Here is a 24,280-nt window from a genome sequence, read left to right as displayed (position 1 = left end):
GCAAAGAAAAATTCAATCTCTGACTTAAAACGGCATTGCAAATTGTGAATGGTCAATCCGGCTGCGCTTGTCAATTTTTACAGATCTGGTACAACCAATCACTATTCACTTGCAAAGAAAAATTCACTTTAACTTAAAGTTGTATTTCAACCTTCAACATCTGAAATCTAGCATCTCGGCTCTTAACTCTTAACTCTTAACTCTTAACTCTTAACTCTTAACTCTTAACTCTCAACTTTCAACTCCAATCCTTGCCTCCCCCTCTTATCCCCACAAAACAAAAAACCTTGTTAAGAAAGTTCTCAACAAGGTTGTATTGTAAAATCCGGTGACCGGATTATCCTTTTTTAGTGTGTGTACTTTTCGGAGCTGACTTTGCAGCTGAAGTAGCCTTTACTTTAGGAGCAGCAGGCTTTTCTGCTTTAGGCGCCGCTTTTTTAGTTTCTTTTTCAATGCTTACTTCTTCTGCAGGCTCACCTTCCAAAGTTTCAGGTTCTGCTTTTACAAAACTTTCAGGAGTGATATATCCAGCTTTGTGAAGAATATTATACCATTGAGCCAATTTCTTGATGTCAGATGCATATACTCTTTCTGTATCATAATTAGGAAGAGAAGCCAACATAAAATCTTTCAGTTCAGCATCAGAAGCTTTGTGAGAAATAGTTTCTTTATAATCATTGTTTTTAGCAACATTTTCAAAAACTTCGAACAAAGGAACTTCTTTATCAAATGTAAACATTGCAATATTATCCAATAAGCTTACCTGGCTAGAGTTACCAATGCTTACTTTTTTCTTGTTGGTAACATCTTCAATAATAAACCCGTTTCTTAATTGAGAAACTAATTTGAAAAGTCCTGGTTTTCCAGAAATTGAAATTATTTTTTCTAACAGCATAATTTTATTTTTTGTAAATTCTGCAATCAGCTTTCAGCTTTTTGCCTTTTATTATTCTTTTTTTAATCCTTGTTTACATTATTTTGGAAATCTCATTTTGTAGCCGATGCTTACATCACCCTGAGAAATCTTTGTCAGTTTTCCTTTTACCAGTTTCTTCTTCAGTGCACTCAGATGGTCGGTAAATAAAACCCCTTCAATATGATCGTATTCATGTTGAATTACGCGGGCTCTAATATCGGAAAAAGTTTCTGTATGTTTTACAAAATTTTCGTCATAATATTCAATGACGATAGTTTCTTTTCTTTTCACATCTTCTCTTACATCCGGAATAGACAGACAGCCTTCATTAAACTTCCATTCTTCCCCCGATTCTTCAAGAATTCTGGCGTTAATGAAAACTTTCTTAAACTCTGCCAGCTCATCTTTGATATCTTCATAATCCTCATCATCTGCAAGGGGGGTCACATCTATTATAAACAGACGGATATCCAATCCTATCTGAGGTGCAGCAAGACCAATGCCATTTGCACTGTACATCGTTTCGAACATATTATCCAGTAATTCCTGTAATTCAGGATAATCTTTATCTATATCTTTTCCTACTTTTCTCAAAACAGGATCCCCAAAAGCTCTTATCGGTAAAATCATCTTAATCTTTGTTCTAAAAAATTCTGCAATATGATGGTTGCACTTACTTTATCTATTAATCCCTTTTCCTGTCTCTTTTTTTTGCTCTTTCCACTTTGGGAAATAAAAAACGAGGCCATTTTGGAAGTAAATCTTTCATCCAAACGGTGGACTGCAATATCCGAAAATTCTTTTTTAAATTCTTCAATGAATTTTAAAATATCAGTTTCCACTTCTGAAATATTCCCTTTCAAATCTGTGGGAAGGCCAACTACTACTTCATCTACCTTATTTTCGCTGAAATATTTTTTTAAAAATTCCATCAGAAAACGGGTCTCCACAGTATCCAGCCCACTGGCTATAATCTGCATATCATCTGTTGCAGCAATGCCACAACGCGCCTTTCCATAGTCTATCGCAAGGATTTGTCCCATAATTTTGCAAATTTAGTAAAATTTAATGATTTTATTCATAACGCAGTTTTTTTATATAAATCATGTTTTATTCCATTATTTTTTTTATAATTTTAATCCTCCAAAAAACAAATATATGAAGAAACTCATCCTCGTAAGACATGCAAAAAGCGACTGGCCGGAAGAAACGGAGGATTTTGACAGACCTTTAGCAGATAAAGGTTTAGAAGACGCTATGAACATGTCCCGGTTCCTGAAAAGTCATCAAATTTCTATTGACCATTTTATTTCAAGCCCGGCCGTCCGTGCGCTGAATACATGCAAAATTTTTAACCAAACCTATCAGCTTAATTTTTCTACTGATGAAAAACTCTATAATCCTTCGGAAAGAAATTTTGAGTCTGTAATTTATGATCTGGATGACAACCTTAGCTCGGTTGCCTTTTTCTCCCATAATAACGGAATCTCGAATTTTGCCAATTCTATCTCTGAAGATATTTTTCATTTTCCGACCTGTGGTGTCGCAGGTTTTGAAGTAGACTGCACTTCATGGTCTGAATTTGACGGAGCCCAAAAGAAACTTCTATTCTTTTATGAGCCGGGGAAAATTTAGCTTCTTTTCAATAATTCTTTATTCAGTATGGTAATAAAAACGGTTGCTTAAGTTAAAAACTTTTTTTGAAAAACATCATCTTAATTCAGAGCTTTCAAAAGCTGAACAGGGCTTAAACCTGCTTCAGTAAACCAGTATATCTTTTGCAGACTACATATTTCCCTTCACTGGTGGGGTGGCAAAAAATTTATTTTTGACAGGGTGGTTAAACTTCAGCCAAAAAAACTATCCGTTGTATACAAAAAAAACGGGCTAAAGCCCGTTCTGTTGAATATTTTTGCAATTATGCCACTTATTTTCTCTTCAGATCAAGATCATCAAAATCAAAACTGAAATCTGTAACATCGGAAATAGCTTTTAATTTCGCTGACTGTGCTTTTCCATTCTCATCATAGCTGAAAATAATAAAAGCATCCGCATCATAGCTTCTGTCATCCCATTTTATAATGAAAGAATTGTTGGAATACGGAAGCAGCTCGCCTTTCAATCTTGGAGAATTTTTGCATGATATCCTGTAGGTATTTCCTTGTTGAGTAATGTCTACATCTCCAAACCAGATGTCATGATAAGTTCCGGTAAACTGTTCTGCTTTTGGTTGAAGTCCTTTATCTTTCTTAAAAGTTTCAGATTTTACATAAGCTTCTTTCTTTTGCTTATCATATTCTGCATTTATCTTAGACATTCTCTCACCATATGTTTTCAGCCAGTTTCTGTCTGCCACCCCCAGATAAGAATCTTTCACTGTATTGGTAATGGTGTTGAAGGCAGCTCCTGATTGCTGGTTAGTTAAGACCACAATTCCAAGTTTCAGATCAGGAATCAGGGTAAATTGTGTCACCGTACCAATAAGCCCGCCGGTATGCTGAACCTGCTTATGGCCTTTAACATCGCTTAAAAACCATCCCAACCCATATCCGTAGAAGCTGGTATCATATGGATTTTTTGCAGCTACTCTATCAGGGATCTGTAAACTCCAAAGCTGCTGAACATTTTTATCAGACACTAATTTTTTACCGTCTTTCGTTGTAAAATTATTCAAAAGACATTCTGCCCATGTGGTCATGTCTTTGATATTACTCATAATTCCTCCTGCCGCATTGCCTGTTTCATTCCAGTCATGAGGAACCGCAATTGCTTTTCCATCTACAGGGGCGTGTGCATCAATTTTATTAGAGATAGCTTTTGCCCTGTTGTAGCTTCCAAAACTCGATGTCATCCCTACCGGCTTCATAATTCTCTGCTCAATAAATTCGGCCCAGCTTAATCTGGAAACTCTGTGGATAACTTCTCCGGCAACAATGAACATGATATTATTATAATCTAATTTTGTTCTGAAAGCATTTTCTGGTTTCAGATATCTTACATTGTGAACAATATCGTTAACCGTCAGGTTTCCTCCTTCCGGAAAAAACATCAGATCTCCCTGCCCCAACCCTAATCCGGCTCTATGGGTAATCAGATCCTTTATGGTTATATTTTGAGAAACGTATGGATCGTACATTTGGAATTCAGGGATATATTGAGAAACTTTATCATCCCAGTTCAGCTTTCCTTCATCTGCCAAAATAGCCAATGCTACGCAGGTAAACCCTTTGGAGTTGGAAGCTATACCCACCAGAGTATGATCATCCATAGGTTGTTTTGTGGTAAGAGAACGTAGTCCGAAACCTTTTGAATAGGTTACTTTTCCATCTTTTACAATACCTACTGACATTCCCGGAACATCGAAGGTTTTTAATGTATTCTGGATTAATTCATCCAGTTTTTTTTCTTCAACCTGGGCAAAGGAAATCAAAGAAAAAAGAATAAAGAACAAAGAGAAATTATGCTTCATTATTACAAATTTTCTGTGAAGATAAGAAATTTGGGGTATGCCACTTACATTTACTTATCTAACAAAAAAGGAAACTTATCAAATTTCCTTTTTTGTACAAATCTAATTTTGAGTCAGATTATTTCCATGATCATAGTAATTAAAATCCTTAATATGAAGATGTCCATTATTTCCCCATAATGATATGGGTGGGTATGTGTCCCATTCTGTAAATTGAAAATCATCCCTGAAAGCATTTCCCATCATATTTAAATAATGCTCGTGATTGGTATATTGTACCTCTTGATCATAATATCTGAAATCTATGACAATATTATGTGTAGCTCCTTGATACACTCTGCTAAAGCTGTTGCCTATCAAATTTATTGTGCCTCCGGTATAAGGAACGTAAAACAAATCAACTCCATTTACTGTACCCTCAAAATAGCAGTTAATTAAGTTTAAAGAATTTTTGCCATTTTTACCGATATATGAGCAGACCAGAACATCTCCAAAATTGCCTTCAAAATCACAAGTGTCAAATTTTACATTATGCGCGCCTTCTAAGTGAACTCCTAAAGTTTCATTAGAATTAAATACACAGTTCACAAAATTTAATAGATTAGGGTTTGTGACATTGTTATCCGGGTTAGGATCTTTACCGATATCAGCTTTAAATGCTTCTTTACAATAATCTATTTTTAAATTTTTAAAATAAGATACACAACAGTCAATTAATGTAAACCCTCTTGTAAATCTAAAAATGTGTATTTCCTCAATATTTAATAAAATTAACTTTTCAATTTTTATAGCAGTTCCACCTGTTGCATTAGTTGTATCGGCCCTTTTTATTGAAAAATGCTTGGCATTAAATCCATTAACACGATCAGGAGAACTGCCTTTTACATCAAAAACAACATGTCCATCATCGCCTTCATCATAAATCTGAGTCAAATTTATTCCTCGTCCTATTAATTCAAATTTCCGATCTTTACCATTGCTGTTTCCATCATTATTATTAGTTGTAAAATCAATAGCTATTGTTTTTGAAACTTTTATTTTGCCCGCCGGCAACGTAATATTCCACCCTACTCTAACCCCAAAATTTACAGCTTTCTGTAAAGCATCGGAATCATCAGTAATATAATCAGCTTTTACACCAAATCTTTTCGCCGATATTTCTGAACCTGACAGAATACTGGTATCCACATAATATTCACCATTTCTTTTTCGATAAATAATCCCATCCACTTTAGAATCGTCCATTAAATAATTATTAATCCAATGGGTAATCTTTTTAAAATTTACATTTTCGTGAGTGTAGCTATCAACTAACTGTACTAAATCATCATTTTGATAAGTACTTCCAGCTGTAAAAAAATCTTCTGTATAAATCATATTTTTTAATTTTGTTTCATAAATATAGGGTACATCAGCGCCAAAACTTGACGCATTAAAAAAATAGACATCTTATAGTTGCAAAGAAGTTTTTTTTGCGCATAATTCTTTATTAATTTTGCAGAAATAAAATACACCCCCTTTTTGAATGACAAAAATTCTTCTCCTTTCCGATTCCCATTCTTATATTGATGACCGAATTTTAGAATACGCATCCCAGGCAGATGAAGTCTGGCATTGTGGTGACTTTGGAAGCATGGATGTTATAGAACAGCTGGAAAAAATAAAACCGCTAAAAGGGGTTTACGGGAATATAGACAACGCTCAGATCCGTTCTGAGTTTCCGGAAGTAAACCGTTTTCTTTGTGAAAAACTGGAGGTTTTGATGATCCATATTGGAGGTTATCCCGGAAAATACACTCCCTTAACAAGGAATGAAATAACCAACAAGGCCCCGAAACTGTTTATCTCAGGACATTCTCATATTTTAAAAGCCATGTATGACGAAAAGAACAGTCTTTTACACCTCAATCCGGGAGCTTGTGGTAAGCAGGGCTGGCACAAGATGAGAACCATGATGCGGTTTGTAGTGGATGGAGAAGAAATAAAGGACCTTGAAGTTATTGAATTGGGTCCGAGAGTGTGAGGAGTTTGAGGGTTTGAGAATAAAGGGGCTTGCCTTCAATACATTTTACTTTTTACCTTTGTACAAATTAGTGGGTCCGGACAAGTCTTAAAAAATTATGAAGATTGGTGATAAAGTTTCTGTAGTGGATGAAAATTTAAACGGAGTGGTAACTTCCGTGAAGGGAAATATTGTAGTATTTAAAGATGAATACGGCTTTACTCATCAATATCCAAAAGAAAAACTGGTTCCCAAAGACGCTGATCTTTATGAAAATATAAGAATCATCAGAAAAGCGGAACCAAAAAAAATCATTTCGAAGAAACATCAGAAAAATCATTTGGTTATAGACCTTCATTTTCATAATTTAGTAAAGAATCCCAGTGATTATGACAGTTTTGAAAGACTGTTTATTCAAAAGGAGAAATTAATAGATGTGTTGGCATTCTGCAGGAAAAACAATTTAAAAAGGCTTGAAATTGTTCATGGTATTGGGGACGGCACTTTACAGAGGATGGTACGGGATGTTTTGGAAAGCCAGGTGAATATTGATTTTTATAATAAGGAAATACTTCACCACCAATCGGGTGCGGTAATGGTAGAATTTCACTAAATTTGCAGCAATTGAAATATGAACGTACTTAATTTACTTTTTACCAAAGACGGATTGATCTACCAGATTGTGAAGAATAAAAGCATCCTGGAGGAAAAATCTTATTTCGTTACAGAAGAAACACCAGCCAATCTTATTGAAGAAAAGCTTGATGATATTCTTATCAAACAACGTTTTGATGAGATCCAGATCATTTCTGCCCTGAATCATTTTACTCTGATGCCGGAAGGATTTTCAGAACATGAAGCCGGATTTGACCTGATAGCCTTCAATGCTCCGGCTGACAGGAACAAAGAAGAACTGATGCTTTCGATCAATAAAAAATTCAATATCCAGTTTTACTATACTTTTCCCAAACATTATTACAAAAAAATAAAAGAGCTGGCTGTTCCGGTACATTTTAATTTTTCCGGAGAGAAGTTTTTAAGTTCTCTCAACAATAAAAATAACAAGGAAATTCACATCAATCTTTATCATAATCAATGTGAGTTTTTTGCTATCGATCAAAAAAAGGTAATCCTGTACAATAACCTGGATGTCAATTCAGAGGTTGATTTCCTTTACTTTATTATGTTTACGCTAAGCAAGTTAGGTTTTGGAATCAATGATACGAACTTTTTCGCTTATGGAGAAACAACGGAAAATGAAACATTTATTTCCGAACTTCAAAAATTTGTCAGAAATCTAAAGATTGTTTTTGACAATGTTCCTAACAAGAATTTTATACTTAATTAGATTACAGCCAGGTATATCAGAAATTTATATATGCTTCTATAATCTACCACATAAACCCTAAAAAATATGTTCAGAATAATATCCGGAAAATGGAAAGCTAAAAAAATTGCCGCTCCAAAGAACTTCGATGTAAGACCCACTACGGATTTTGCGAAGGAAGCTTTATTCAGTATTCTGGAAAACAAATATGATATGCAGTCCATTTCCGTCCTTGATTTATTTGCGGGAATAGGTTCCATTTCATTAGAATACGCTTCCAGAGGATGCAAGAATGTTACATCTGTAGAAATGAACCCCAAACATACAGGCTTCATTAATTCTACAGCATCTGAACTGGATATGTCACTTCAAATCAATGTACAGAGAGATGATGTGTTCGACTGGCTTAAAAAGTTCAGAAATAAAAAATCTTTTGAAATTGTTTTTTCAGACGCCCCATTCGAAATGGAGGAGAAAAAATATTATGAACTGATTTCTTTAGTATTAAATAATAAATACTTAAAAGCAAATGGAGTTCTCATTGTAGAGCATCAAAGCAGAATGAAACTTGAACATCCCAATCTGACAGATACCAGAAAATACGGAAATGTAAGCTTCAGTTTTTTTGAGCCTAATAAAGAAAATGATAATCAGGAAATTTAATTCCTGATTATTTTTTTTGATATCTCAGGTGCGTTTTTTCCCCATTTTGTAATTGCTTCCAAAACAGGCAGCAGGGTCCTCCCAAAATCAGTTAAGGTATATTCTACCATTAAAGGTGGTTTTTCCGTGAATACTTTTCTGTCAATAATTCCATCTTCCTCCATCTGTTTAAGCTGAAGGCTCAGTGTTCTTTCTGTAATGGTCGGAATTTCTTTTCTAATTTCATTATACCTTTTGGCACCCTCAATCAAGTGGTGCAAGATGACTGCCTTCCATTTCCCTCCTATAAATCTCATTGTTACACTTGTGCAACAAGGATATGATTTGTTATCTACTGTATACATTTTTTATACTATCCTTTTTTACCGTTATTGCAAAGTTAATAAACTTAAATTAATTTTGTAACTATAAAAATGATAGTATAAATTATGAGTTTTTTAGAGAAAATGAAAACAAGGTATACTGTAAAAAAGTATAACCCACAGGGCCATATCAGTGAAGAAAAAATAAATGAATTGAAAGAAATTCTAAATCTGAGCCCATCTTCAATCAACAGCCAGCCATGGAATTTTATTTTTGTTAATAATAATTCTAAAGTGAAAGATCAGCTAGCGGAAGCTTCTTACTGGAATAAAGAAAAAATTGTACAAAGCAGTCACTTGATTGTCTTCCAATCTCTTAAGAATTCAGAAGATTTTGAAAAACAGATTGAAGGAGTTTTGCCTGAAGGGTCCGTGAATTATTATAAAAATTTTATAAAACCTAAAGGAGAAGACGGAATCAGGTCATGGCTAAAGCATCAGGTTTATTTATCTTTGGGAGTCTTTCTTTCTGCCTGTGCTGATATGGGAATAGATTCTACTCCTATGGAAGGAATTGAACCGGAGCGCTACGATGATATTCTGAAAAATGAAAAGTATGAAACGCTTTTTGCCGTAGCAATCGGTGAAAGAGATGAAGCAGATACCAATCAGCCAAAGTTCAATCCAAAAACAAGACTAAAGACCGGAAAAGTGATTGTAGAAGGGTAAAAATCCACTTTTCAAAAACCTGGAATAGCGAATGGGTCAATGTACATAATATTCCAGGTTTTCTTTAGCTATAATCTGTACAGGTGACATATAAACAGCATTCAGCTGTTCTCCATGTACAAGATGTTCAAACATAAGTTTGACACTTTTATATCCTTGCTGGAATGGTTCCTGGCCAATAAGAAAAGTAATAATATTCTGATTCAGGTATTTTTTATTCTCCTCAGTCACATCATACCCAACGACCAGATCCAGTTTTATCTGGTGTGTTTCAAAATACCTTCCTGCTTTTGTTATTGAGTTGGAGGGAAAGAATATTCCACCAATATCTTCATAAGCATGTAGGCTTTCACTTAACAGCTTATAATAGAGTTGAGTATTTTTATTCGGAACTCTTAATTTTTCAATGATCACATGAGAGGTATGGTCTGAGAAAAAGCTCATAAACCCTTTCACCCGTTGATCCAATCCATAATAATTTTCGAAATCTTCTAAAACCTCCACTATTAAGACCCGTGGCTTATTTGTATTTTGAGCAACGTGAAAAAGTTTAGCAGCAAGCCTCCCGCTGGCAAAAGAATCCTGACCTACAAAAGAAATGTTATTGAGTCCTTTCAAAGGAACATTCAAAAACAGATAAGGAATATTAAGCGCATCAAGCACACCACTTCTTTCCTGTGTCTCTTTAGCAAAATGTGGAGCTATGATAATCCCATCCAGGTTTTTATTCTTCAGGATTTTATCTAATTCCCTGTTGTAAGAATCTACATTGAATTCATCAAAGTAGGAAACAGAAACTTTCATTCCATAGCTCGAAACTTCTTCTACCGCTTTAAGCACTCCTTTTTTAGGATATTCCCAAAATGGACTGGCCGCATTAAACAAAGGCATTAAAACCGCTACCTGATACACTTTATTAAGTGCCAGATTACGGGCAATAACATTAGGCTTGAATCCGCCTGCCTGTTCTATTATTTCTATTACTTTCTTTTGGGTACTTTCCGCCACTCCCCCTCTGTTATGCAGTATACGATCCACTGTTCCAGGGGAAACATTCGCTAATCGGGCAATTTCCTTAATTGTCAAAATATATGATTTAGTGTAAATAAGTCTTCAACAAATATAGAAAACATTTCATTCCTTTTGTTCTACCCGTCTCGAATTCCCATTAAATCTACAAATAATCAAAAAATAAAATAAATATTTAATAAATATTTTGCTATTTATAAATAAATATATAAATTCGTGTTCGAACACAATGATAAAAAATTAAATAATCAAGTTAATTTTTTATAAATTCAATAATTATATGAAAACTAACTCGGTTACCCTTTTTAAAGAAGCTTACGGAAAGTTTTGTATTCCTGCGATCAACATTTCGATGCCTGAGCAGATTCATGCTTTATTTAGTACAGCACAAAAGATGAATGCTCCATTTATTATTCAGACTACTCCGGTTGCCAGAGAATACATGCACCCTCTTATGCTGATTAACTGCGTAAAGGCTGCCGCTAAAATATACCCCGATGCTCTTTTCGCCCTGCATCTGGATCACGGTAATGAACCGCATATTGACAGTGCTATTGAATCAGGAGAATATACATCTGTAATGATCGATGCCTCGCATGATCCTTTGGAAAAGAATATTGAACGGACAAAAAAAATATCCCATAGAGCTCATCTTAAAAACATTTCTGTTGAGGCAGAGCTTGGGGTACTGAGTGGTGTGGAAGATCATCTTAATATAGAAGAAGAGAACGCATTGTATACCAATCCTGCCGACGTGGAATATTTTGTAAAAGAGGCGGGCTGCGACAGTCTTGCTGTTGCTGTAGGAACAAGCCACGGTGCTTATAAATTCTCCGGAGGCAAAGGGCTCCGTTTCGATCTCCTGAAGGATATCCAGAAAAGAGTCCCGGATTTCCCCGTTGTTCTTCATGGTGCTTCTTCCATAGATTACGAAGAAATAAAACGAATAAATGCCGCGGGAGGAAACATTAAAGAAGATGCAAAGGGTATTACGGAAGAAGAGATCAGAAAAGCCATCCCCTACGGAATATGCAAACTCAATATCGCTACCGATCTTAGAATATTATGGATAAGAGTTCTCAGAGAATATTTACAAAATCACCCCGATCAATTGGATCCTTTAAGACCAGGCATCCAATATATGCAGGAACTCGAACTTCTTATCGCTAAAAAGTTTGAAATATTAGGCAACGCTAATAAAACACAACTATATAAAAAACACATATGATACAATTAGGAATTGCTCCCATTGGCTGGACTAATGATGACATGCCTGAGCTGGGAAAAGATATTACTTTTGAACAATGCATCAGTGAGATGGCCCTGGCCGGCTATAAAGGCTGTGAAGTTGGAAATAAATACCCTAAAGATCCTGTAATCTTAAAGAAATATCTCGACATCAGAGGGCTTACTATCTGCAACCAATGGTTTAGTTATGAACTGACTGCTAAATCATATGAACAGGTAAAACAGGATTTCATGAATCAGCTGCATTTTCTAAAGCATTTCAATTCAAAAGTAGTGGGTGGCGCAGAATGTGGGAATACCATTCATGGGAAATACAATACCCCCATCACACAACGGAAAAAAGCATCGGATGAAGATTGGAAAAAATTAACCCATGGGCTGAATGAACTGGGTAAAATAGCATTGAATGATTTTGGAATGCACCTTTCCTACCATCACCATATGGGAACAATGATACAGACCATTGATGAAACCGACCGCCTGCTCAATGAGACAAAAGAAGAATATGTAAAGCTTAATTATGATTGCGGCCATTTTGCTTTTGCCAATGAAGATCCGGCTAAGGCATTAAAAAAATTCATAGGCCGCACGGCCCATATCCATTTCAAAGATGTAAGAAAAAACATTCAGGAACAGGTGTATAAAGATAATAACAGCTTTTTACAGGCTGTAAAACTAGGCATATATACTATCCCTGGAAATGGCAACCTCGATATGCATACGCTGGCTCAAATTATACATCAAAATGATTATAAAGGATGGATCGTAGTAGAGGCAGAACAGGATCCCGCTAAAGCCAATCCTTTTGAATATGCCCAGAAAGGCTACCAATTCATGACAGAAACTTTAAAATTCTAAAAAAAGAAAAATAAACTTATGAAAAAATTGAATATTGGAATTGTAGGGTTAGGCAGGCTGGGTAAAGAATACGCTAAAAACCTGACCTATCTGGTTCCAAATGCCAATCTGATTGCAGCATGCAGTATAAGAAAGGAAGAATTGGATTATGTAAAAGAGACCTGCAATATTTCCAATCTTTATACCTCCTATGACCAAATGCTTGATCAGCAAAAGGATATGGATGCTGTAGTTATTGTTACCTCAACAGATCAACATGCTGATGCAATCATTAAAGCTCTCGAGGCCGGTTATCATGTTTTCTGCGAGAAACCTTTAGCACTTAATATAGAAGACTGTCTCCGCGTTGAAAAAATAGTGGCCAGGCATCCCGATCGGATTACCATGTTAGGATTTGTCCGGAGGTTTGATTCCAGCTATGCAGAAGCTAAGATCAAAATTAATGAAGGACTGGTAGGAACTCCCTATCTTTTACGTTCCCAAACAATAGATAAAGATACTTTTGCACCATTTCAGATTGAATTTTGTACCACTGGTGGAGGAATTTTCCATGATTATAATGTTCACGACATAGATCTGGCCCATTGGTATCTAGATTCCCGAATAGAAAAAGTTTGGGCTTTAGGAGGAGCGTACAGATTCCCTGAATTTGGCCTCGCAGGAGATGCAGACAATACAGCTGCTATGTGTGAGCTTCAAAATGGAACTATGGCTGTATTGCTGGCCTCCAGAATTTCCTCTTTCGGGCATAATACCAGTACAGAAATTTTCGCTACAGAAGGAAACTTAAAAATTGGTGATCCTCCAGTAAAAAATATGCTTCAGATATCAGACAAACATGGCATCCGAAGAGAAGGAATGGAAACTTTCTTTGACAGATTCCAGCATGCATTTCTGACACAGATTCAATCTTTTGTAGACCATGTGTTAGAAAACAAACATCCTGAATTAACGATGCATAACGCAACCAATGCCACTTTAGTGGCTACTGCATTAACGAAATCATTTAAAGAGAAAAAGCCAGTCACCATTGCCGATCTACTCTCTTAGACAAGAACGCGCCTAAAAACACACAAATGAATCTTATAGTAAAATCTAAAAAACAGAAAATCTACCAAAGTATATCTGCCGAAAATGCAGGCTGGAACTGGCTGAATTTTGAAGCTCGTCTTATGGGTCCATCTGAAACATGGACCTATGATACGGGAGAACATGAAATGGTAATTGTACTATTGTCCGGTAATTACAAAGTGGAAAGCAACAGAGGAAATTGGGAAACAAAAAATGGAAGAAAGAATGTATTTCAAGGGATAGCCCATACCCTTTATCTGCCCAGAGAAACTCAATTCACCCTTATACCAACCTCTGAAGCGCTAGACATTGCCTATTGTTGGTGTAGTGCTGATCATGATTTTGAACCTCAGATGATTACTCCGGAAGAAACTCCCACCGTGATTTTTGGCGGAGATAATGCCACCAGGCAATTCAATGATTTAATTCCGCCGGGATTTGGATGTTCCCGACTTGTATGCCGGGAGGTATATACTCCATCCGGAAATTGGAGCTCCTTCCCCCCCCACAAGCATGATGAAAGAATTATTGATCATAATGGAGAATTGCAGGAAGCCCAACTGGAAGAGATCTATTTCTATAAATTTCAAAAGCCTGAAGCTTATGCTATCCAGCAAATTTACACAAAAGATCATCAGGATCCTTTAAACGAGATATTACGGGTAAGACATGATGATGCAGTACTGGTGCCCAGGGGGTACCATCCGGTAACAGCAGTACATGGCTATCATTGTTATTATTTAAATTTTCTAGCGGGATCCGATCAGTCACTCGCCAATACCCCCGACAGTGACTATGAATGGATTTTTGATTCATGGAAAGGAAAAGACCCTCGTCTTCCTTTAGTAACTCCTGCCATGAATAATCAGTAACACGATTAATATAAAGTAAATGAAATTTGATCTACTAACATTCGGAAGAGCCAGCATAGACCTGTACTCTAAAAATATTGGTGCAGAGTTTAATGACATCAAAGAGCTTACCACTGCCATTGGAGGATCTCCGGTAAATATATCCGTAGGAGCACAAAGACTCGGCCTCAGGACAAGTATTGTAACAGGAGTTGGAAATGATCCTGTTGGAGGTTTTATTACCCATACCTTAAAGCAGGAAAATGTAGATGTGTCCCATGTCAATATCATCAGGGATACTACCAGTACGGCTGTCGTTTGTGGTATTGTACCTCCTGATAAATTTCCTCTGGTTTTTTATAGGGATAAAGCACCAGATAACTATCTCACAATAGATATGGTGAACACAATAGATTTCGACCAATATAAATCTTTCCTGATGACAGGTACGGCATTATCCGTAGAGCCTACCCGAAGTGCAGCTATCTATGCTACAGAAAAAGCCAAAACAAAAGGAACAACCATTTTTTTAGACATCGATTTCAGAGCCAATCTATGGCATGATGTACGGGCATTTGGAGTTACCCTTCGTCAATACCTTCCTCTTTGTGATATTGTTATGGGTACAGAAGAAGAACTTTTGGCAATGGGGCTTACAGATTCCGATCAGGTAACAATTAAAGACAGTGCTATTTCTTCCCCAACTATCGAAGGTGATATCAATGGGGTGATCAAACAGGTGTTATCCTCCGGAATAAAGCTTCTTTTGGTTAAAACAGGATCCAAAGGGGTGACCGCTTATTATCCTGACGGAAAGACGGAAGATATCCCGGGATTTCCGGTAGAAGTTGTCAATGTATTGGGTGCAGGAGATGCATTTGCGTCGGGGTTTATTTATGGGTACCTCCAAAATTGGGATACGTACCAATCTGCCCGTCTTGCTAATGCTTGCGGTGCATGGATTGTGACCAGGCAGGGATGTAGTAATTACGCACCTACTTATGAAGAAATAATTCAGTTCATTACAGACAAAGGAGGCTTTTAACCCTATCAACCGTTGAATTATGGAAACAAAAAGATTAACGGTAGCACAGGCTACTATTGAATTTTTAAAAAATCAGTACACCAAAAGAGATGGTAGAGAACAGCTATTTTTCGCAGGGTGTTTCGGGATTTTCGGGCACGGAAATGTAGCTGGTTTAGGAGAGGCTCTGAAACAAAATCCAGATTTCACCTATTATCAAACCCGTCATGAGCAGGCCATGGTCCATACCGCCACCGCGTATGCAAAAATGAAAAACAGACTGCAGACATTTGCCTGCACGACCTCCATAGGTCCGGGAGCACTTAATATGATTACAGCTGCTGCCGGTGCTACCATTAATAGATTACCCGTATTATTGCTGCCCGGAGATTTTTTTGCGACACGTTCCGCAACTCCTTTACTACAGCAATTAGAATCTGCCCAAACTCAGGATATTTCTGTGAATGACTGTTTTAAGCCCATTTCAAAATATTGGGACCGCATCCAACGCCCGGAGCAACTCACCTCATCTTTACTGGAAGCCATGCGTGTTCTTACTTCACCTGCTGAAACAGGAGCTGTAACACTGGCTCTTCCACATGATGTACAAACGGAAGCCTATGATTTCCCTGTTCAGCTTTTTGAAAAAAGAACCTGGTATATTCCAAGGCCGGTACCGGATCTTCAATTATTAGAATATGCCGTAAGCCTTATAAAAAATTCAAAAAAACCAATGCTTATTGCAGGAGGAGGAGTTATCTATTCTGAAGCAGAAGAAGAGTTAAAAACTTTTGCAGAACAGTTTGGAATCCCGGTTGCTGAAACCTATGCCGGAAAAGGATCTCTTCATTATGAACATCCCCTCAATCTTGGGGCAATGGGAGGAACTGGTACCAAAGGAGCCAATAGAATTGCTGAAGAAGCAGATCTTGTCATTGGAATAGGGACCCGGTATGGAGATTTTATGTCTGCCTCCAAATCAGCATGGAAAAACCCCAATGTCATTTTTATCAATATCAATGTTGCAGAAATTGATGCTTTCAAACATTCTGCGGTTCCTTTACAGGGAGATGCAAGGGAAACTCTTAAAGCATTACGTAAAGCGTTGAGAGATTATCACACAGAAGAAAAGTATATCGAAAAAGTTCACGGCTATCATAAAGAATGGGATGAAATTGTAACAAAAGCCTATGCATGCGAAAATCCTGATCATCCTGTACAGGTAGAATATATGGGAGCCCTCAATGATTTTATAGAAGATAAAGATGTAATTCTCTGTGCTGCAGGCTCATTGCCTGGAGATTTGCATAAATTGTGGAGAACCAAAAACTCTAAAGGCTTTCACCTGGAGTATGGAAATTCATGCATGGGATATGAAATTCCGGGAGGTCTTGGTGCTAAAATGGCAGATCCTGACCGGGAAATATATGTTATGTGTGGGGATGCCACTTATCTTATGATGCCTTCTGATCTGATTACCACACTACAGGAAGGATATAAGATCACCTTAATATTAATCAACAACAATGGCTATGCCTCAATAGGTGGACTTTCCAATGCTGTTGGAGAAGAAGGGTTTGGAACTTATTTTAATTATAGAAATGAAAAAACAGGCCAACTGGATGGCCCCCCTCTGACAACTGATCTGGCAAAAAATGCAGAAAGTCTGGGAGCTGCAGTATTCCGGCCTAAAAACATGGCTGAGTTTCAGGAAAGTCTTATCAAAGCCAAAAATAATAAGGAAACAACGGTTATTTACGTAGAAACCATCCGGGACAGGAAACTCCAGGGTTACGCTTATTCATGGTGGGAAGTTCCCATCCCTGAAATATCGGTTTTCCCAGAGGTTATTGAGGCCCGAAAACAATATGAATTTAATAAACAACAACAACAGCAATACATAAAACCTAATCAATACAAATGATGAAAACATTAGAAAATTACATCAACGGAGAGTGGCAGAGCAGTATCTCTACCCAATATACCTCCGTACATAATCCGGCAACTCAGGAAGTAATTGCGCAAGTTCCTTCCGGTCCGGATACCGTAAAAGATGTGGAAAAAGCTATACAATATGCCCAAAAGGCTTATCTGGAGTGGAAAGACGTCCCTGCAATGAAGCGGGTACAGCCTTTATTCAAAATGAAAATGTTATTAGAAGACCACAAAGAAGAAATTGCAAAACTCATCACCAATGAATGTGGGAAAACCTATGCAGAATCTTTGGGTGAAATACAGCGTGCTATTGAAAATGTGGAAGTAGCCTGTGCTACATATGTCCTCAATCAGTCTGAGTTCTCTGAAAATATAGCTCCGGGGATTGATGAATTCATGATCAGACAGCCCCTGGGAGTCTGTGCCTGTATTACTCCTTTTAATTTCCCGGGAATGATTCCTTTTTGGTTTCTTCCGTATGCAATTGCCACGGGAAATTCTTTCATCCTAAAGCCTTCAGAAAAAGTACCCGCCACCATGCAATATGTATTTGATCTTATCCATAAGAACTTAGATCTGCCTAAGGGCCTTTTAAGTCTGGTACACGGTGGAAAAGATTCTGTAGATACGCTGCTCCGGCATCCGGATGTAAAGGCTATCAGCTTTGTAGGTTCTACTCCCATAGCCAGATATATTTACTCGGAAGGAGCCAAATACGGAAAACGCGTCCAGGCACAGGGAGGAGCTAAAAATCCTATCGTTATCATGCCTGATGCCGATATTGATATGACTACAAAAATCATCACGGATTCAGTATATGGCTGTGCAGGCCAACGCTGTCTTGCAGCGTCCCTTGTTATTACTGTTGGTGATGATAAAAAAATCAAAGATGCTCTGGTAGAAGCTGCCAAGTCCAGAAAAGTAGGATATGGCCTTGAAGACGGAATAGAAATGGGACCTGTAATTTCTCAGGAAAGTAAAACAAGAATTCAGGGGCTTATTCAGAAAGGAATTGCCGAAGGTGCCAACTTTCTGGTAGATGGTACTCAAAAAAATGTTTCCGGATTTGATCGTGGAAATTTCCTGTATCCTACTATCCTGGAAAATGTTCCGCTAGATAAAGAAATTATTTCTACGGAAATATTCGGTCCGGTAATGAGCCTGCTTAATTTCAAATCTATGGAAGACTCTATTCGGTTTATCAATAGTGGACGTTACGGCAATATGGCTTGTATTTTTACTCAGGATGGTCTTTCAGCACGTCAATTCCGGAGTGAAGCAATGGCCGGAAACATAGGCATCAATGTAGGGGTAGCAGCACCGGTCGCGCAGTTTCCTTTTTCAGGATGGAAAGAGTCTTTCTTTGGTGATCTTCATGCACAAGGACGCCACGGCATCGAATTTTATACCCAGACAAAAGTAGTCATCGAACGCTGGCCTAAAACCTGGTCCAGAACCTTTTAATTCCAGGTTCCATATCAAATAAAAGGGTTCGGGTTCGAAATAATTGGAATACAGGAAAGTTAAAAACACAAATTCAACTATACATAAAGTGGACACCCAATTAAAAATAGGTATTATAGGACTTGGAAGAATCGGACAGGTACACCTTGCAGCATTAAAAACTATAAAAAATGTTGAGGTTGTAGCGCTATCAGATATTTCTTTGGATCACGTAACAAAAACAGCTGAAGAGTATCAGGTTCCTCATTTCTATACTGATTATCATAATATTCTGCGTCGGCTGGATATTGATGCAGTATGGATATGCTCACCTACCAGCCAACATTTCACTCAGGTGATGGAAGCTTTAGGGAGCAATAAATATGTATTCTGCGAAAAGCCACTGGATGCAGATAGAGATAAAATTCAAACTATTATAGATTCTTATCCGGATATCAATCATCGTCTTATGGTAGGTTTTAACCGACGCTTTGATCCTGACTTTGCCAATGCCAAAGCAAAACTGAAAAAAATAGGCAAGTCTGTGATTATTAAAATCACCAGCAGGGATCCTTTCCCTCCATCTGCAGAATATTCCAGACAATCCGGAGGAATTTACAATGACATGAGTATCCATGATCTGGATATGGCCCGTTTTATCAGTGAAAGTGAGGCTGAGCAGATTATTGCCATAGGTTCCCGCAATTTTACAGAAGATACAGATACAACCCTTATTACCATTAAGTTTAAAAATGGTATTATCTGTAATATAGATAACAGCCGAAAAGCTTCCTATGGATATGATCAACGGTTGGAAATATTGGGAGTTCAGGGAATGATCTCTGTGGAAAATAAAAAGATCAGCCATACCCGTTTTTATTTTGAAAGTGCTATTGAAAGCAGTGTACTCGAACCCTTTTTCCTGGAGAGATATAAAGATTCATATATAGAAGAAGCAAAAGCATTTGTTACTTCTATAAAGGAGAAAAAAGAATTTCCTTCCACTGCAGAGGACGCCCTTAAGGCTGCCCTATTAGCTAATGCCTGTGCGCGGTCATTAGAACAACAAAAATTGATTTTTCTATAATGAAAAATAATGTTTACAATGGTAATCAAAAAAACTTAACTCTATGCTTACAACATTAATCACATTCTTCATATTTACAGCCGGAGTGGCCATTACTTCCTGGTGGTTTACAAGAAAAACAAAAATGGCACATTCTTCTGTAGGATATTTTCTGGGAGGGCGTAATTTGACTGCCGTTTTAATTACAGCTTCTTTATTACTCACCAACCTGTCCACGGAACATCTGGTGGGTCTTAATGGTAGTGCTTATGCTTTTGGAATGGAAGTAATGGCCTGGGAAACTATGGCAGCATTTGCCTTGGTATTTATGGCTATCTACTTTCTTCCCAGGTATCTAAAAATGGGACTGGTCACCATTACAGAATTTTTAGAGCTCCGTTATGATAAACAAACGCGGGTAATCTGTTCAGGGTTATTCCTATTGCTTTACATTACGACTCTCCTTCCCATTGTACTCTATACGGGAGCTATTAGTATGGAAAGTATTTTTGATGTTTCAAAAAATCTGAACATTGATAAAATGACAGCCATTGTCATCATGGTGGTGAGCATAGGAGCCCTCGGTTCTTTATATGCTATTTTAGGAGGGTTAAAAGCCGTAGCCATCTCTGATTTGATTAATGGTATTGGTCTGGTTATTGGAGGTGCGCTTATTCCTATACTCGCATTCTATAAAATAGGTGACGGAGAGTTTTTAGCTGGGGTACATACCGTTTTTGAAGCTGTTCCGGATCGCTTTAATGCAATTGGAGAATCCAATTCGGATGTTCCTTTTTCAGTACTTTTTACGGGAATGTTTATTCCACAAATATTCTATTGGACTATGAATCAGTCTATTATTCAGCGCGCATTCGCTGCCAAAAATCTTGCAGAAGGGCAAAAAGGAGTTCTTTTAACTGCCTTTTTTAAAATATTTATTCCTTTTGTAGTAGTTGTACCCGGCATTATTGCATACTATTATTTTAAAAATAGTTTAAATGATCCTGATTATGCTTATCCTGAGCTTGTAAAAGCTGTACTTCCGGTAAGCCTTATCGGTATTTTTGCAGCTATTGTGGTAGGGGCTATTCTGAGTACATTCAATGGAGCGTTAAATAGTGCAGCTACGTTATTTTCAATTGATATTTATAAAGGATATGTAAATCAAAAAGCCTCAGAAACACAAGTCGTAAAGATAGGTAGAATCAGTGGAACCATTATGGCCATTACGGCTATTATTCTTGCTCCTTTTATTAGTATGGCAGGGAAAGGTTTGTACATTATCCTTCAGGAATTTAGCTCCATCTTCAATATGCCTATTTTTGCCATTATCATCTCTGGGCTATTGTTACCTAAAGTCTCTGCAAAAGCAGCAAAAATAGGACTGATAACCGGCACCCTGCTCTATTTGTTTTCTAAATTCGGAATGGAGGCTATCGGCGTTCATATTCACTTTTTACATCGTTTGGCTGCTGCATTTGTTATCACAATCCTTACCCTCATTATTGTAAGCAGGTATTATCCCAGAAAAAACAATTTTGTCATTAAGGATACAGGAGCTGTCAATGTAGAAAACTGGAAATATTTAAAACCTGTCTGCATTCTCATCATTCTTCTTACGATCATAGTTTTCCTGTTTTTCAGCCCAATAGGGATTATTCCCAGCCAATAACCCTATTTGTTGAAGGAACTTAGGTTAACATTTAGCACCCATTATTATATTTTTAGAATACAAACTGCCAGTAATATTCATTTACCGGCAGTCTCTTTATCTTTTTAGAGAATAACAAAAAATATTATTTCTCTATTTTCAGTAAATAAAAATCCAAACTGTATCTATACATTATAGTACTTTCAATTCCAAATCAATGGTTTTTCCGAAAAACTTCTTAGAAATTTTTTCAAAATTCTTAGTAAGATCCGAAAGGTAAAAATGATAATTCGGTTTGGGATTATGATCATTCAGAAGATGATATTTATCCAGGATAATTTTAAGATGGTTGGCAACGATATTCGGAGAGTCAATAACACGGACCCTGTTTCCATAATATTGCTTGATCTCATCAATTAAAAGTGGATAATGGGTACATCCTAAAATTAATGTTTCAATATTTTTCAGCTTATTGTTACTAAGATAATTGTAAATAATAGCATGGGTAATCGGATGATTCTTAAATCCTTCTTCAATAGCAGGAACCAGTAATGGTGTTGCCAATTCATCTACCTTGATCCATTTATTCTGTTTTCGGATGCTCTTTTTATACAATCCCGAATTTACAGTAGCTTTAGTAGCAATTACTCCAACGTTGTTATGGATTTCGTAAGCTACTTTTTCAGCAACAGGATTAATAACATCTATCACTGGAACTTTACCTGCCACAGACTGCATTACTTCGTTCAAAGCATTTGCTGTAGCCGTGTTACAGGCAATGACTATGGCCTTGCAATTCTGTTCCATCAGAAAATTAGTGATCTTTGTAGAATATTCAATAATGGCTTCCTTAGATTTTTCTCCGTAAGGAAGGTGCTTGGTATCCCCAAAATAGATCAGATCTTCGTGAGGAAGAAGCCTTTTAATCTCTTTAGCTACGGTAAGTCCTCCCACCCCACTATCAAAAATACCGATAGGCTGGCTAGGTGAAAGATGCGAATAATCTTGTTTTTTAGTTTTCAAATTGTGAACTGAAATTTTATACAAAAATAGTGAATAATCTGTTACTTATTTAAGATTACTAACCGAAAAATCTTTCGGATATCTTACTTTATAACTTACTCTAAACTTCTTAGTTTCTGACGGAGAAATTTTAACATTCCAGCCCAGGAATCCTTTCTCTTTATCAAAATCTGCATTATCACTCTGAAGAAGCTCAATTTTGATCGATTCATCTTTACTTAATGGGATCTGATCTTTTATATCAATATTGATCACTTCCTTTTTATTATTGCGTACAATAAGATCATAGGTGAATGTTTTCTCCTGATAGGAAGAAAAGAATTTCTCATTAGCTTTATCATTCACCATTTCCTTTCGTATGCTTATTCTTTTGTCATCACCAAGAGTAATGCTCATTTTATCTTCCGTCTGATTGGGATTTATTCTAGTTTCCCCAACATACATATTTTCAAAGATCACATTAGCAGAGCCGGAAATCAGATCGTATGTATTAAAATCTTTAATATCAGCTACCAGATAAGCGGTAGTATTATACTTCGGTACTGTATAATATTTATAATCTGCAGGAATTTTTATTTGCTTTAAATTGATGAAATGATCTTCATTATTAGACAAAATATCATACGGAATATCAACATCGAAGCTTATATTCAATTGGTTATCATTGATTTTAAATCCTCCATACCCTGTCACTACCACTTCTTCAATTTCCCGGGTTCTAGCAGTATCTTTCCCGCGGGAATAAGCCTGAGTAGGTCTTTCCTCATTTTTGTAAGAATTCAGAAACCATGGATTCATTACCGGAGCATTATTATTTCTTGACGATCTTGCATTGATCAGGGAAAGTTTTACTCCTTTCCAGTCAAGTCCGGTATCCTGTCTTAATTTTGCTTTAAAAATCACATCCAAAGGTTCTGTTAATTTATTGCCCTTTACTTCGTAAAACGGTTCCCAGGAAACATTTTCAACCAGATATCCCAAATCCATTTTTACATTCCCGGCTACGCTGCTTGCAACTTTTAAAACAAGGACACCGTCAGAAAATGTCTCTTCAGATTCTGTATTGGCTTTCAGCCTGTTTTTAAGCTTTGCAAGTTTTGATACAGCTTCCGTATATTTTTTATTGATATCAAGCTGGGCAATACTAATCTCATTCCTTTTGGTTTTATAATATTCCGTCAATTGCATGAGCTGCGCTACGCTGGAGGTATTGCTTCCTACTAATAGAGCCTGATTTTTATCTAACAGCTCAAGGGTCTTTTCATTCGTCTGACGCTCGATATTGATTTTTGTGCTAAAATTTTCTAAAATGACTATGCTGTCTTTAATTCTCTTCCCGCTTGGGTTATTATTTTCAAAATAATTGGAGCTGTAATCATCTCTGTACTGTACAGAAAGAATTGAAATATTCTTGTTGTTGGTATTAATCTGTATTGATTTCTCTACAATTTCATCTGAAACATTGGTAATCACAACTTCAGAATTACCTGAAGGAAGGGAAATATTTACCAGATTTTGTAACTCAGCAGAAGTTCTGTATACATTTACTGCATACACTTTCGCTTTAGTAAAAATTGGTTTTTGAGAAAAGTATAAAGCATTTGAAAAAAGGAAAAAGAGTAATAAGCTTCTTCTCATGGTTTTAGTTTATTTAAAGTCTGGCTTCAAATATA

General features: G+C 36.8%; 24 protein-coding genes. 15 read left to right on the top strand and 9 right to left on the bottom strand.

Features of this window, described 5'->3' with window-relative positions; translation table 11 throughout:
• Positions 1 to 337: 337 nt before the first annotated feature.
• The 3 genes from MP478_RS21645 to ruvX all read right to left on the bottom strand — a co-directional run bounded on the left by MP478_RS21645 (position 338) and on the right by ruvX (position 1,959).
• Entirely contained in the window at positions 338 to 895 is a 558-nt protein-coding gene (locus tag MP478_RS21645; protein WP_230039918.1) for a DUF5606 domain-containing protein, read from the bottom strand.
• A gap of 78 nt (positions 896 to 973) precedes the next feature.
• Positions 974 to 1,546, bottom strand: a complete 573-nt coding sequence (def, locus tag MP478_RS21640) for a peptide deformylase (protein WP_230039919.1) — start codon at positions 1,544 to 1,546, stop codon at positions 974 to 976.
• The gene (ruvX, locus tag MP478_RS21635; protein ID WP_230039930.1) at positions 1,543 to 1,959 is read right to left on the bottom strand and encodes a Holliday junction resolvase RuvX; all 417 of its coding nucleotides are present in this window, start codon (positions 1,957 to 1,959) and stop codon (positions 1,543 to 1,545) included. Before ruvX ends, def begins: the two co-directional genes overlap by 4 nt.
• 115 nt (positions 1,960 to 2,074) lie before the next feature.
• Between ruvX and MP478_RS21630 the strand changes: the two genes are divergently transcribed.
• Entirely contained in the window at positions 2,075 to 2,551 is a 477-nt protein-coding gene (locus tag MP478_RS21630; RefSeq protein ID WP_230039932.1) for a histidine phosphatase family protein, read from the top strand.
• A gap of 292 nt (positions 2,552 to 2,843) precedes the next feature.
• Here the strand turns inward: MP478_RS21630 and MP478_RS21625 are convergent, their stop codons facing one another.
• Together MP478_RS21625 and MP478_RS21620 are read right to left on the bottom strand one after the other, a co-directional pair.
• A complete protein-coding gene (locus MP478_RS21625) occupies positions 2,844 to 4,385 on the bottom strand; it encodes a serine hydrolase (RefSeq protein WP_257201629.1) in 1,542 nt (513 codons plus the stop codon).
• Between the two features lie 102 nt (positions 4,386 to 4,487).
• Entirely contained in the window at positions 4,488 to 5,762 is a 1,275-nt protein-coding gene (locus MP478_RS21620; RefSeq protein ID WP_257201628.1) for a hypothetical protein, read from the bottom strand.
• A gap of 148 nt (positions 5,763 to 5,910) precedes the next feature.
• On the opposite strand from MP478_RS21620, the gene MP478_RS21615 reads away from it, so the two are divergent.
• The 4 genes from MP478_RS21615 to rsmD all read left to right on the top strand — a co-directional run bounded on the left by MP478_RS21615 (position 5,911) and on the right by rsmD (position 8,377).
• Positions 5,911 to 6,408, top strand: a complete 498-nt coding sequence (locus MP478_RS21615) for a metallophosphoesterase (protein WP_257201627.1) — start codon at positions 5,911 to 5,913, stop codon at positions 6,406 to 6,408.
• Positions 6,409 to 6,505: 97 nt separating this feature from the next.
• Positions 6,506 to 7,000, top strand: a complete 495-nt coding sequence (locus MP478_RS21610) for a Smr/MutS family protein (RefSeq protein ID WP_257201626.1) — start codon at positions 6,506 to 6,508, stop codon at positions 6,998 to 7,000.
• A gap of 18 nt (positions 7,001 to 7,018) precedes the next feature.
• Positions 7,019 to 7,735, top strand: a complete 717-nt coding sequence (locus MP478_RS21605) for a DUF3822 family protein (RefSeq protein ID WP_230039944.1) — start codon at positions 7,019 to 7,021, stop codon at positions 7,733 to 7,735.
• Between the two features lie 66 nt (positions 7,736 to 7,801).
• Positions 7,802 to 8,377: a 16S rRNA (guanine(966)-N(2))-methyltransferase RsmD gene (gene rsmD / locus MP478_RS21600; protein ID WP_230039953.1), complete on the top strand. Its 576-nt coding sequence runs from the start codon at positions 7,802 to 7,804 to the stop codon at positions 8,375 to 8,377.
• Here the strand turns inward: rsmD and MP478_RS21595 are convergent.
• Positions 8,374 to 8,721, bottom strand: coding sequence for a helix-turn-helix domain-containing protein (locus MP478_RS21595; protein WP_257191645.1), 348 nt, complete (start codon positions 8,719 to 8,721; stop codon positions 8,374 to 8,376). The two genes, rsmD and MP478_RS21595, sit on opposite strands and share 4 nt — an antisense overlap.
• 84 nt (positions 8,722 to 8,805) lie before the next feature.
• Here MP478_RS21595 and MP478_RS21590 point away from each other — a divergent pair, with 84 nt between their 5' ends.
• The gene (locus MP478_RS21590; RefSeq protein WP_257191646.1) at positions 8,806 to 9,408 is read left to right on the top strand and encodes an NAD(P)H-dependent oxidoreductase; all 603 of its coding nucleotides are present in this window, start codon (positions 8,806 to 8,808) and stop codon (positions 9,406 to 9,408) included.
• A gap of 36 nt (positions 9,409 to 9,444) precedes the next feature.
• Here the strand turns inward: MP478_RS21590 and MP478_RS21585 are convergent, their stop codons facing one another.
• The gene (locus tag MP478_RS21585) at positions 9,445 to 10,494 is read right to left on the bottom strand and encodes a substrate-binding domain-containing protein (RefSeq protein WP_257201625.1); all 1,050 of its coding nucleotides are present in this window, start codon (positions 10,492 to 10,494) and stop codon (positions 9,445 to 9,447) included.
• 223 nt (positions 10,495 to 10,717) lie between these two features.
• Between MP478_RS21585 and MP478_RS21580 the strand changes: the two genes are divergently transcribed.
• From MP478_RS21580 to MP478_RS21540, 9 genes are all read left to right on the top strand, one after another.
• Complete coding sequence (locus tag MP478_RS21580) at positions 10,718 to 11,665, top strand: class II fructose-bisphosphate aldolase (protein WP_257201624.1); 948 nt, start codon at positions 10,718 to 10,720, stop codon at positions 11,663 to 11,665.
• A complete protein-coding gene (iolE, locus tag MP478_RS21575; protein ID WP_257201623.1) occupies positions 11,662 to 12,543 on the top strand; it encodes a myo-inosose-2 dehydratase in 882 nt (293 codons plus the stop codon). The genes MP478_RS21580 and iolE overlap by 4 nt, the downstream gene beginning before the upstream one ends.
• Before the next feature lie 18 nt (positions 12,544 to 12,561).
• Positions 12,562 to 13,593: a Gfo/Idh/MocA family oxidoreductase gene (locus MP478_RS21570; protein ID WP_257201622.1), complete on the top strand. Its 1,032-nt coding sequence runs from the start codon at positions 12,562 to 12,564 to the stop codon at positions 13,591 to 13,593.
• 26 nt (positions 13,594 to 13,619) lie between these two features.
• Positions 13,620 to 14,486 carry a 5-deoxy-glucuronate isomerase gene (iolB, locus tag MP478_RS21565; protein ID WP_257201621.1) on the top strand — a complete coding sequence of 289 codons (867 nt, stop codon included), beginning with the start codon at positions 13,620 to 13,622 and terminating at the stop codon, positions 14,484 to 14,486.
• Between the two features lie 19 nt (positions 14,487 to 14,505).
• Entirely contained in the window at positions 14,506 to 15,510 is a 1,005-nt protein-coding gene (gene iolC, locus MP478_RS21560) for a 5-dehydro-2-deoxygluconokinase (protein ID WP_257201620.1), read from the top strand.
• A gap of 19 nt (positions 15,511 to 15,529) precedes the next feature.
• On the top strand, positions 15,530 to 17,413 hold the full coding sequence (iolD, locus tag MP478_RS21555; protein WP_257201619.1) for a 3D-(3,5/4)-trihydroxycyclohexane-1,2-dione acylhydrolase (decyclizing): 1,884 nt from the start codon (positions 15,530 to 15,532) through the stop codon (positions 17,411 to 17,413).
• Positions 17,410 to 18,888, top strand: coding sequence for a CoA-acylating methylmalonate-semialdehyde dehydrogenase (locus MP478_RS21550; protein WP_257201618.1), 1,479 nt, complete (start codon positions 17,410 to 17,412; stop codon positions 18,886 to 18,888). Before iolD ends, MP478_RS21550 begins: the two co-directional genes overlap by 4 nt.
• A gap of 88 nt (positions 18,889 to 18,976) precedes the next feature.
• A complete protein-coding gene (locus MP478_RS21545) occupies positions 18,977 to 19,954 on the top strand; it encodes a Gfo/Idh/MocA family oxidoreductase (RefSeq protein WP_257201617.1) in 978 nt (325 codons plus the stop codon).
• 43 nt (positions 19,955 to 19,997) lie between these two features.
• Positions 19,998 to 21,605, top strand: a complete 1,608-nt coding sequence (locus MP478_RS21540) for a solute:sodium symporter family transporter (protein ID WP_257201616.1) — start codon at positions 19,998 to 20,000, stop codon at positions 21,603 to 21,605.
• Positions 21,606 to 21,776: 171 nt separating this feature from the next.
• Here the strand turns inward: MP478_RS21540 and murI are convergent, their stop codons facing one another.
• Complete coding sequence (murI, locus tag MP478_RS21535; RefSeq protein ID WP_230039969.1) at positions 21,777 to 22,607, bottom strand: glutamate racemase; 831 nt, start codon at positions 22,605 to 22,607, stop codon at positions 21,777 to 21,779.
• Between the two features lie 45 nt (positions 22,608 to 22,652).
• Positions 22,653 to 24,245, bottom strand: coding sequence for a DUF4139 domain-containing protein (locus tag MP478_RS21530; RefSeq protein ID WP_257201615.1), 1,593 nt, complete (start codon positions 24,243 to 24,245; stop codon positions 22,653 to 22,655).
• Positions 24,246 to 24,280 lie beyond the last annotated feature (35 nt).

The organism is Chryseobacterium sp. WG14 (genome assembly GCF_024586945.1).
Classification (GTDB): Bacteria; Bacteroidota; Bacteroidia; order Flavobacteriales; family Weeksellaceae; genus Chryseobacterium.
This window is presented reverse-complemented; position numbering and strand designations above follow the sequence as displayed.

Excerpts from the sequence above, each read along its gene's own strand:
- MP478_RS21645 (WP_230039918.1), bottom strand. The coding sequence starts at position 895 with ATGCTGTTAGAAAAAATAATTTCAATTTCTGGAAAACCAGGACTTTTC.
- def (WP_230039919.1), bottom strand. The coding sequence starts at position 1,546 with ATGATTTTACCGATAAGAGCTTTTGGGGATCCTGTTTTGAGAAAAGTA.
- MP478_RS21530 (WP_257201615.1), bottom strand. The coding sequence starts at position 24,245 with ATGAGAAGAAGCTTATTACTCTTTTTCCTTTTTTCAAATGCTTTATAC.
- MP478_RS21570 (WP_257201622.1), top strand. The coding sequence starts at position 12,562 with ATGAAAAAATTGAATATTGGAATTGTAGGGTTAGGCAGGCTGGGTAAA.
- MP478_RS21615 (WP_257201627.1), top strand. The coding sequence starts at position 5,911 with ATGACAAAAATTCTTCTCCTTTCCGATTCCCATTCTTATATTGATGAC.
- MP478_RS21550 (WP_257201618.1), top strand. The coding sequence starts at position 17,410 with ATGATGAAAACATTAGAAAATTACATCAACGGAGAGTGGCAGAGCAGT.
- MP478_RS21590 (WP_257191646.1), top strand. The coding sequence starts at position 8,806 with ATGAGTTTTTTAGAGAAAATGAAAACAAGGTATACTGTAAAAAAGTAT.
- MP478_RS21605 (WP_230039944.1), top strand. The coding sequence starts at position 7,019 with ATGAACGTACTTAATTTACTTTTTACCAAAGACGGATTGATCTACCAG.
- iolD (WP_257201619.1), top strand. The coding sequence starts at position 15,530 with ATGGAAACAAAAAGATTAACGGTAGCACAGGCTACTATTGAATTTTTA.
- MP478_RS21610 (WP_257201626.1), top strand. The coding sequence starts at position 6,506 with ATGAAGATTGGTGATAAAGTTTCTGTAGTGGATGAAAATTTAAACGGA.
- iolC (WP_257201620.1), top strand. The coding sequence starts at position 14,506 with ATGAAATTTGATCTACTAACATTCGGAAGAGCCAGCATAGACCTGTAC.
- MP478_RS21595 (WP_257191645.1), bottom strand. The coding sequence starts at position 8,721 with ATGTATACAGTAGATAACAAATCATATCCTTGTTGCACAAGTGTAACA.
- iolB (WP_257201621.1), top strand. The coding sequence starts at position 13,620 with ATGAATCTTATAGTAAAATCTAAAAAACAGAAAATCTACCAAAGTATA.
- MP478_RS21630 (WP_230039932.1), top strand. The coding sequence starts at position 2,075 with ATGAAGAAACTCATCCTCGTAAGACATGCAAAAAGCGACTGGCCGGAA.
- MP478_RS21580 (WP_257201624.1), top strand. The coding sequence starts at position 10,718 with ATGAAAACTAACTCGGTTACCCTTTTTAAAGAAGCTTACGGAAAGTTT.
- iolE (WP_257201623.1), top strand. The coding sequence starts at position 11,662 with ATGATACAATTAGGAATTGCTCCCATTGGCTGGACTAATGATGACATG.
- MP478_RS21625 (WP_257201629.1), bottom strand. The coding sequence starts at position 4,385 with ATGAAGCATAATTTCTCTTTGTTCTTTATTCTTTTTTCTTTGATTTCC.
- rsmD (WP_230039953.1), top strand. The coding sequence starts at position 7,802 with ATGTTCAGAATAATATCCGGAAAATGGAAAGCTAAAAAAATTGCCGCT.
- ruvX (WP_230039930.1), bottom strand. The coding sequence starts at position 1,959 with ATGGGACAAATCCTTGCGATAGACTATGGAAAGGCGCGTTGTGGCATT.
- MP478_RS21620 (WP_257201628.1), bottom strand. The coding sequence starts at position 5,762 with ATGATTTATACAGAAGATTTTTTTACAGCTGGAAGTACTTATCAAAAT.
- MP478_RS21540 (WP_257201616.1), top strand. The coding sequence starts at position 19,998 with ATGCTTACAACATTAATCACATTCTTCATATTTACAGCCGGAGTGGCC.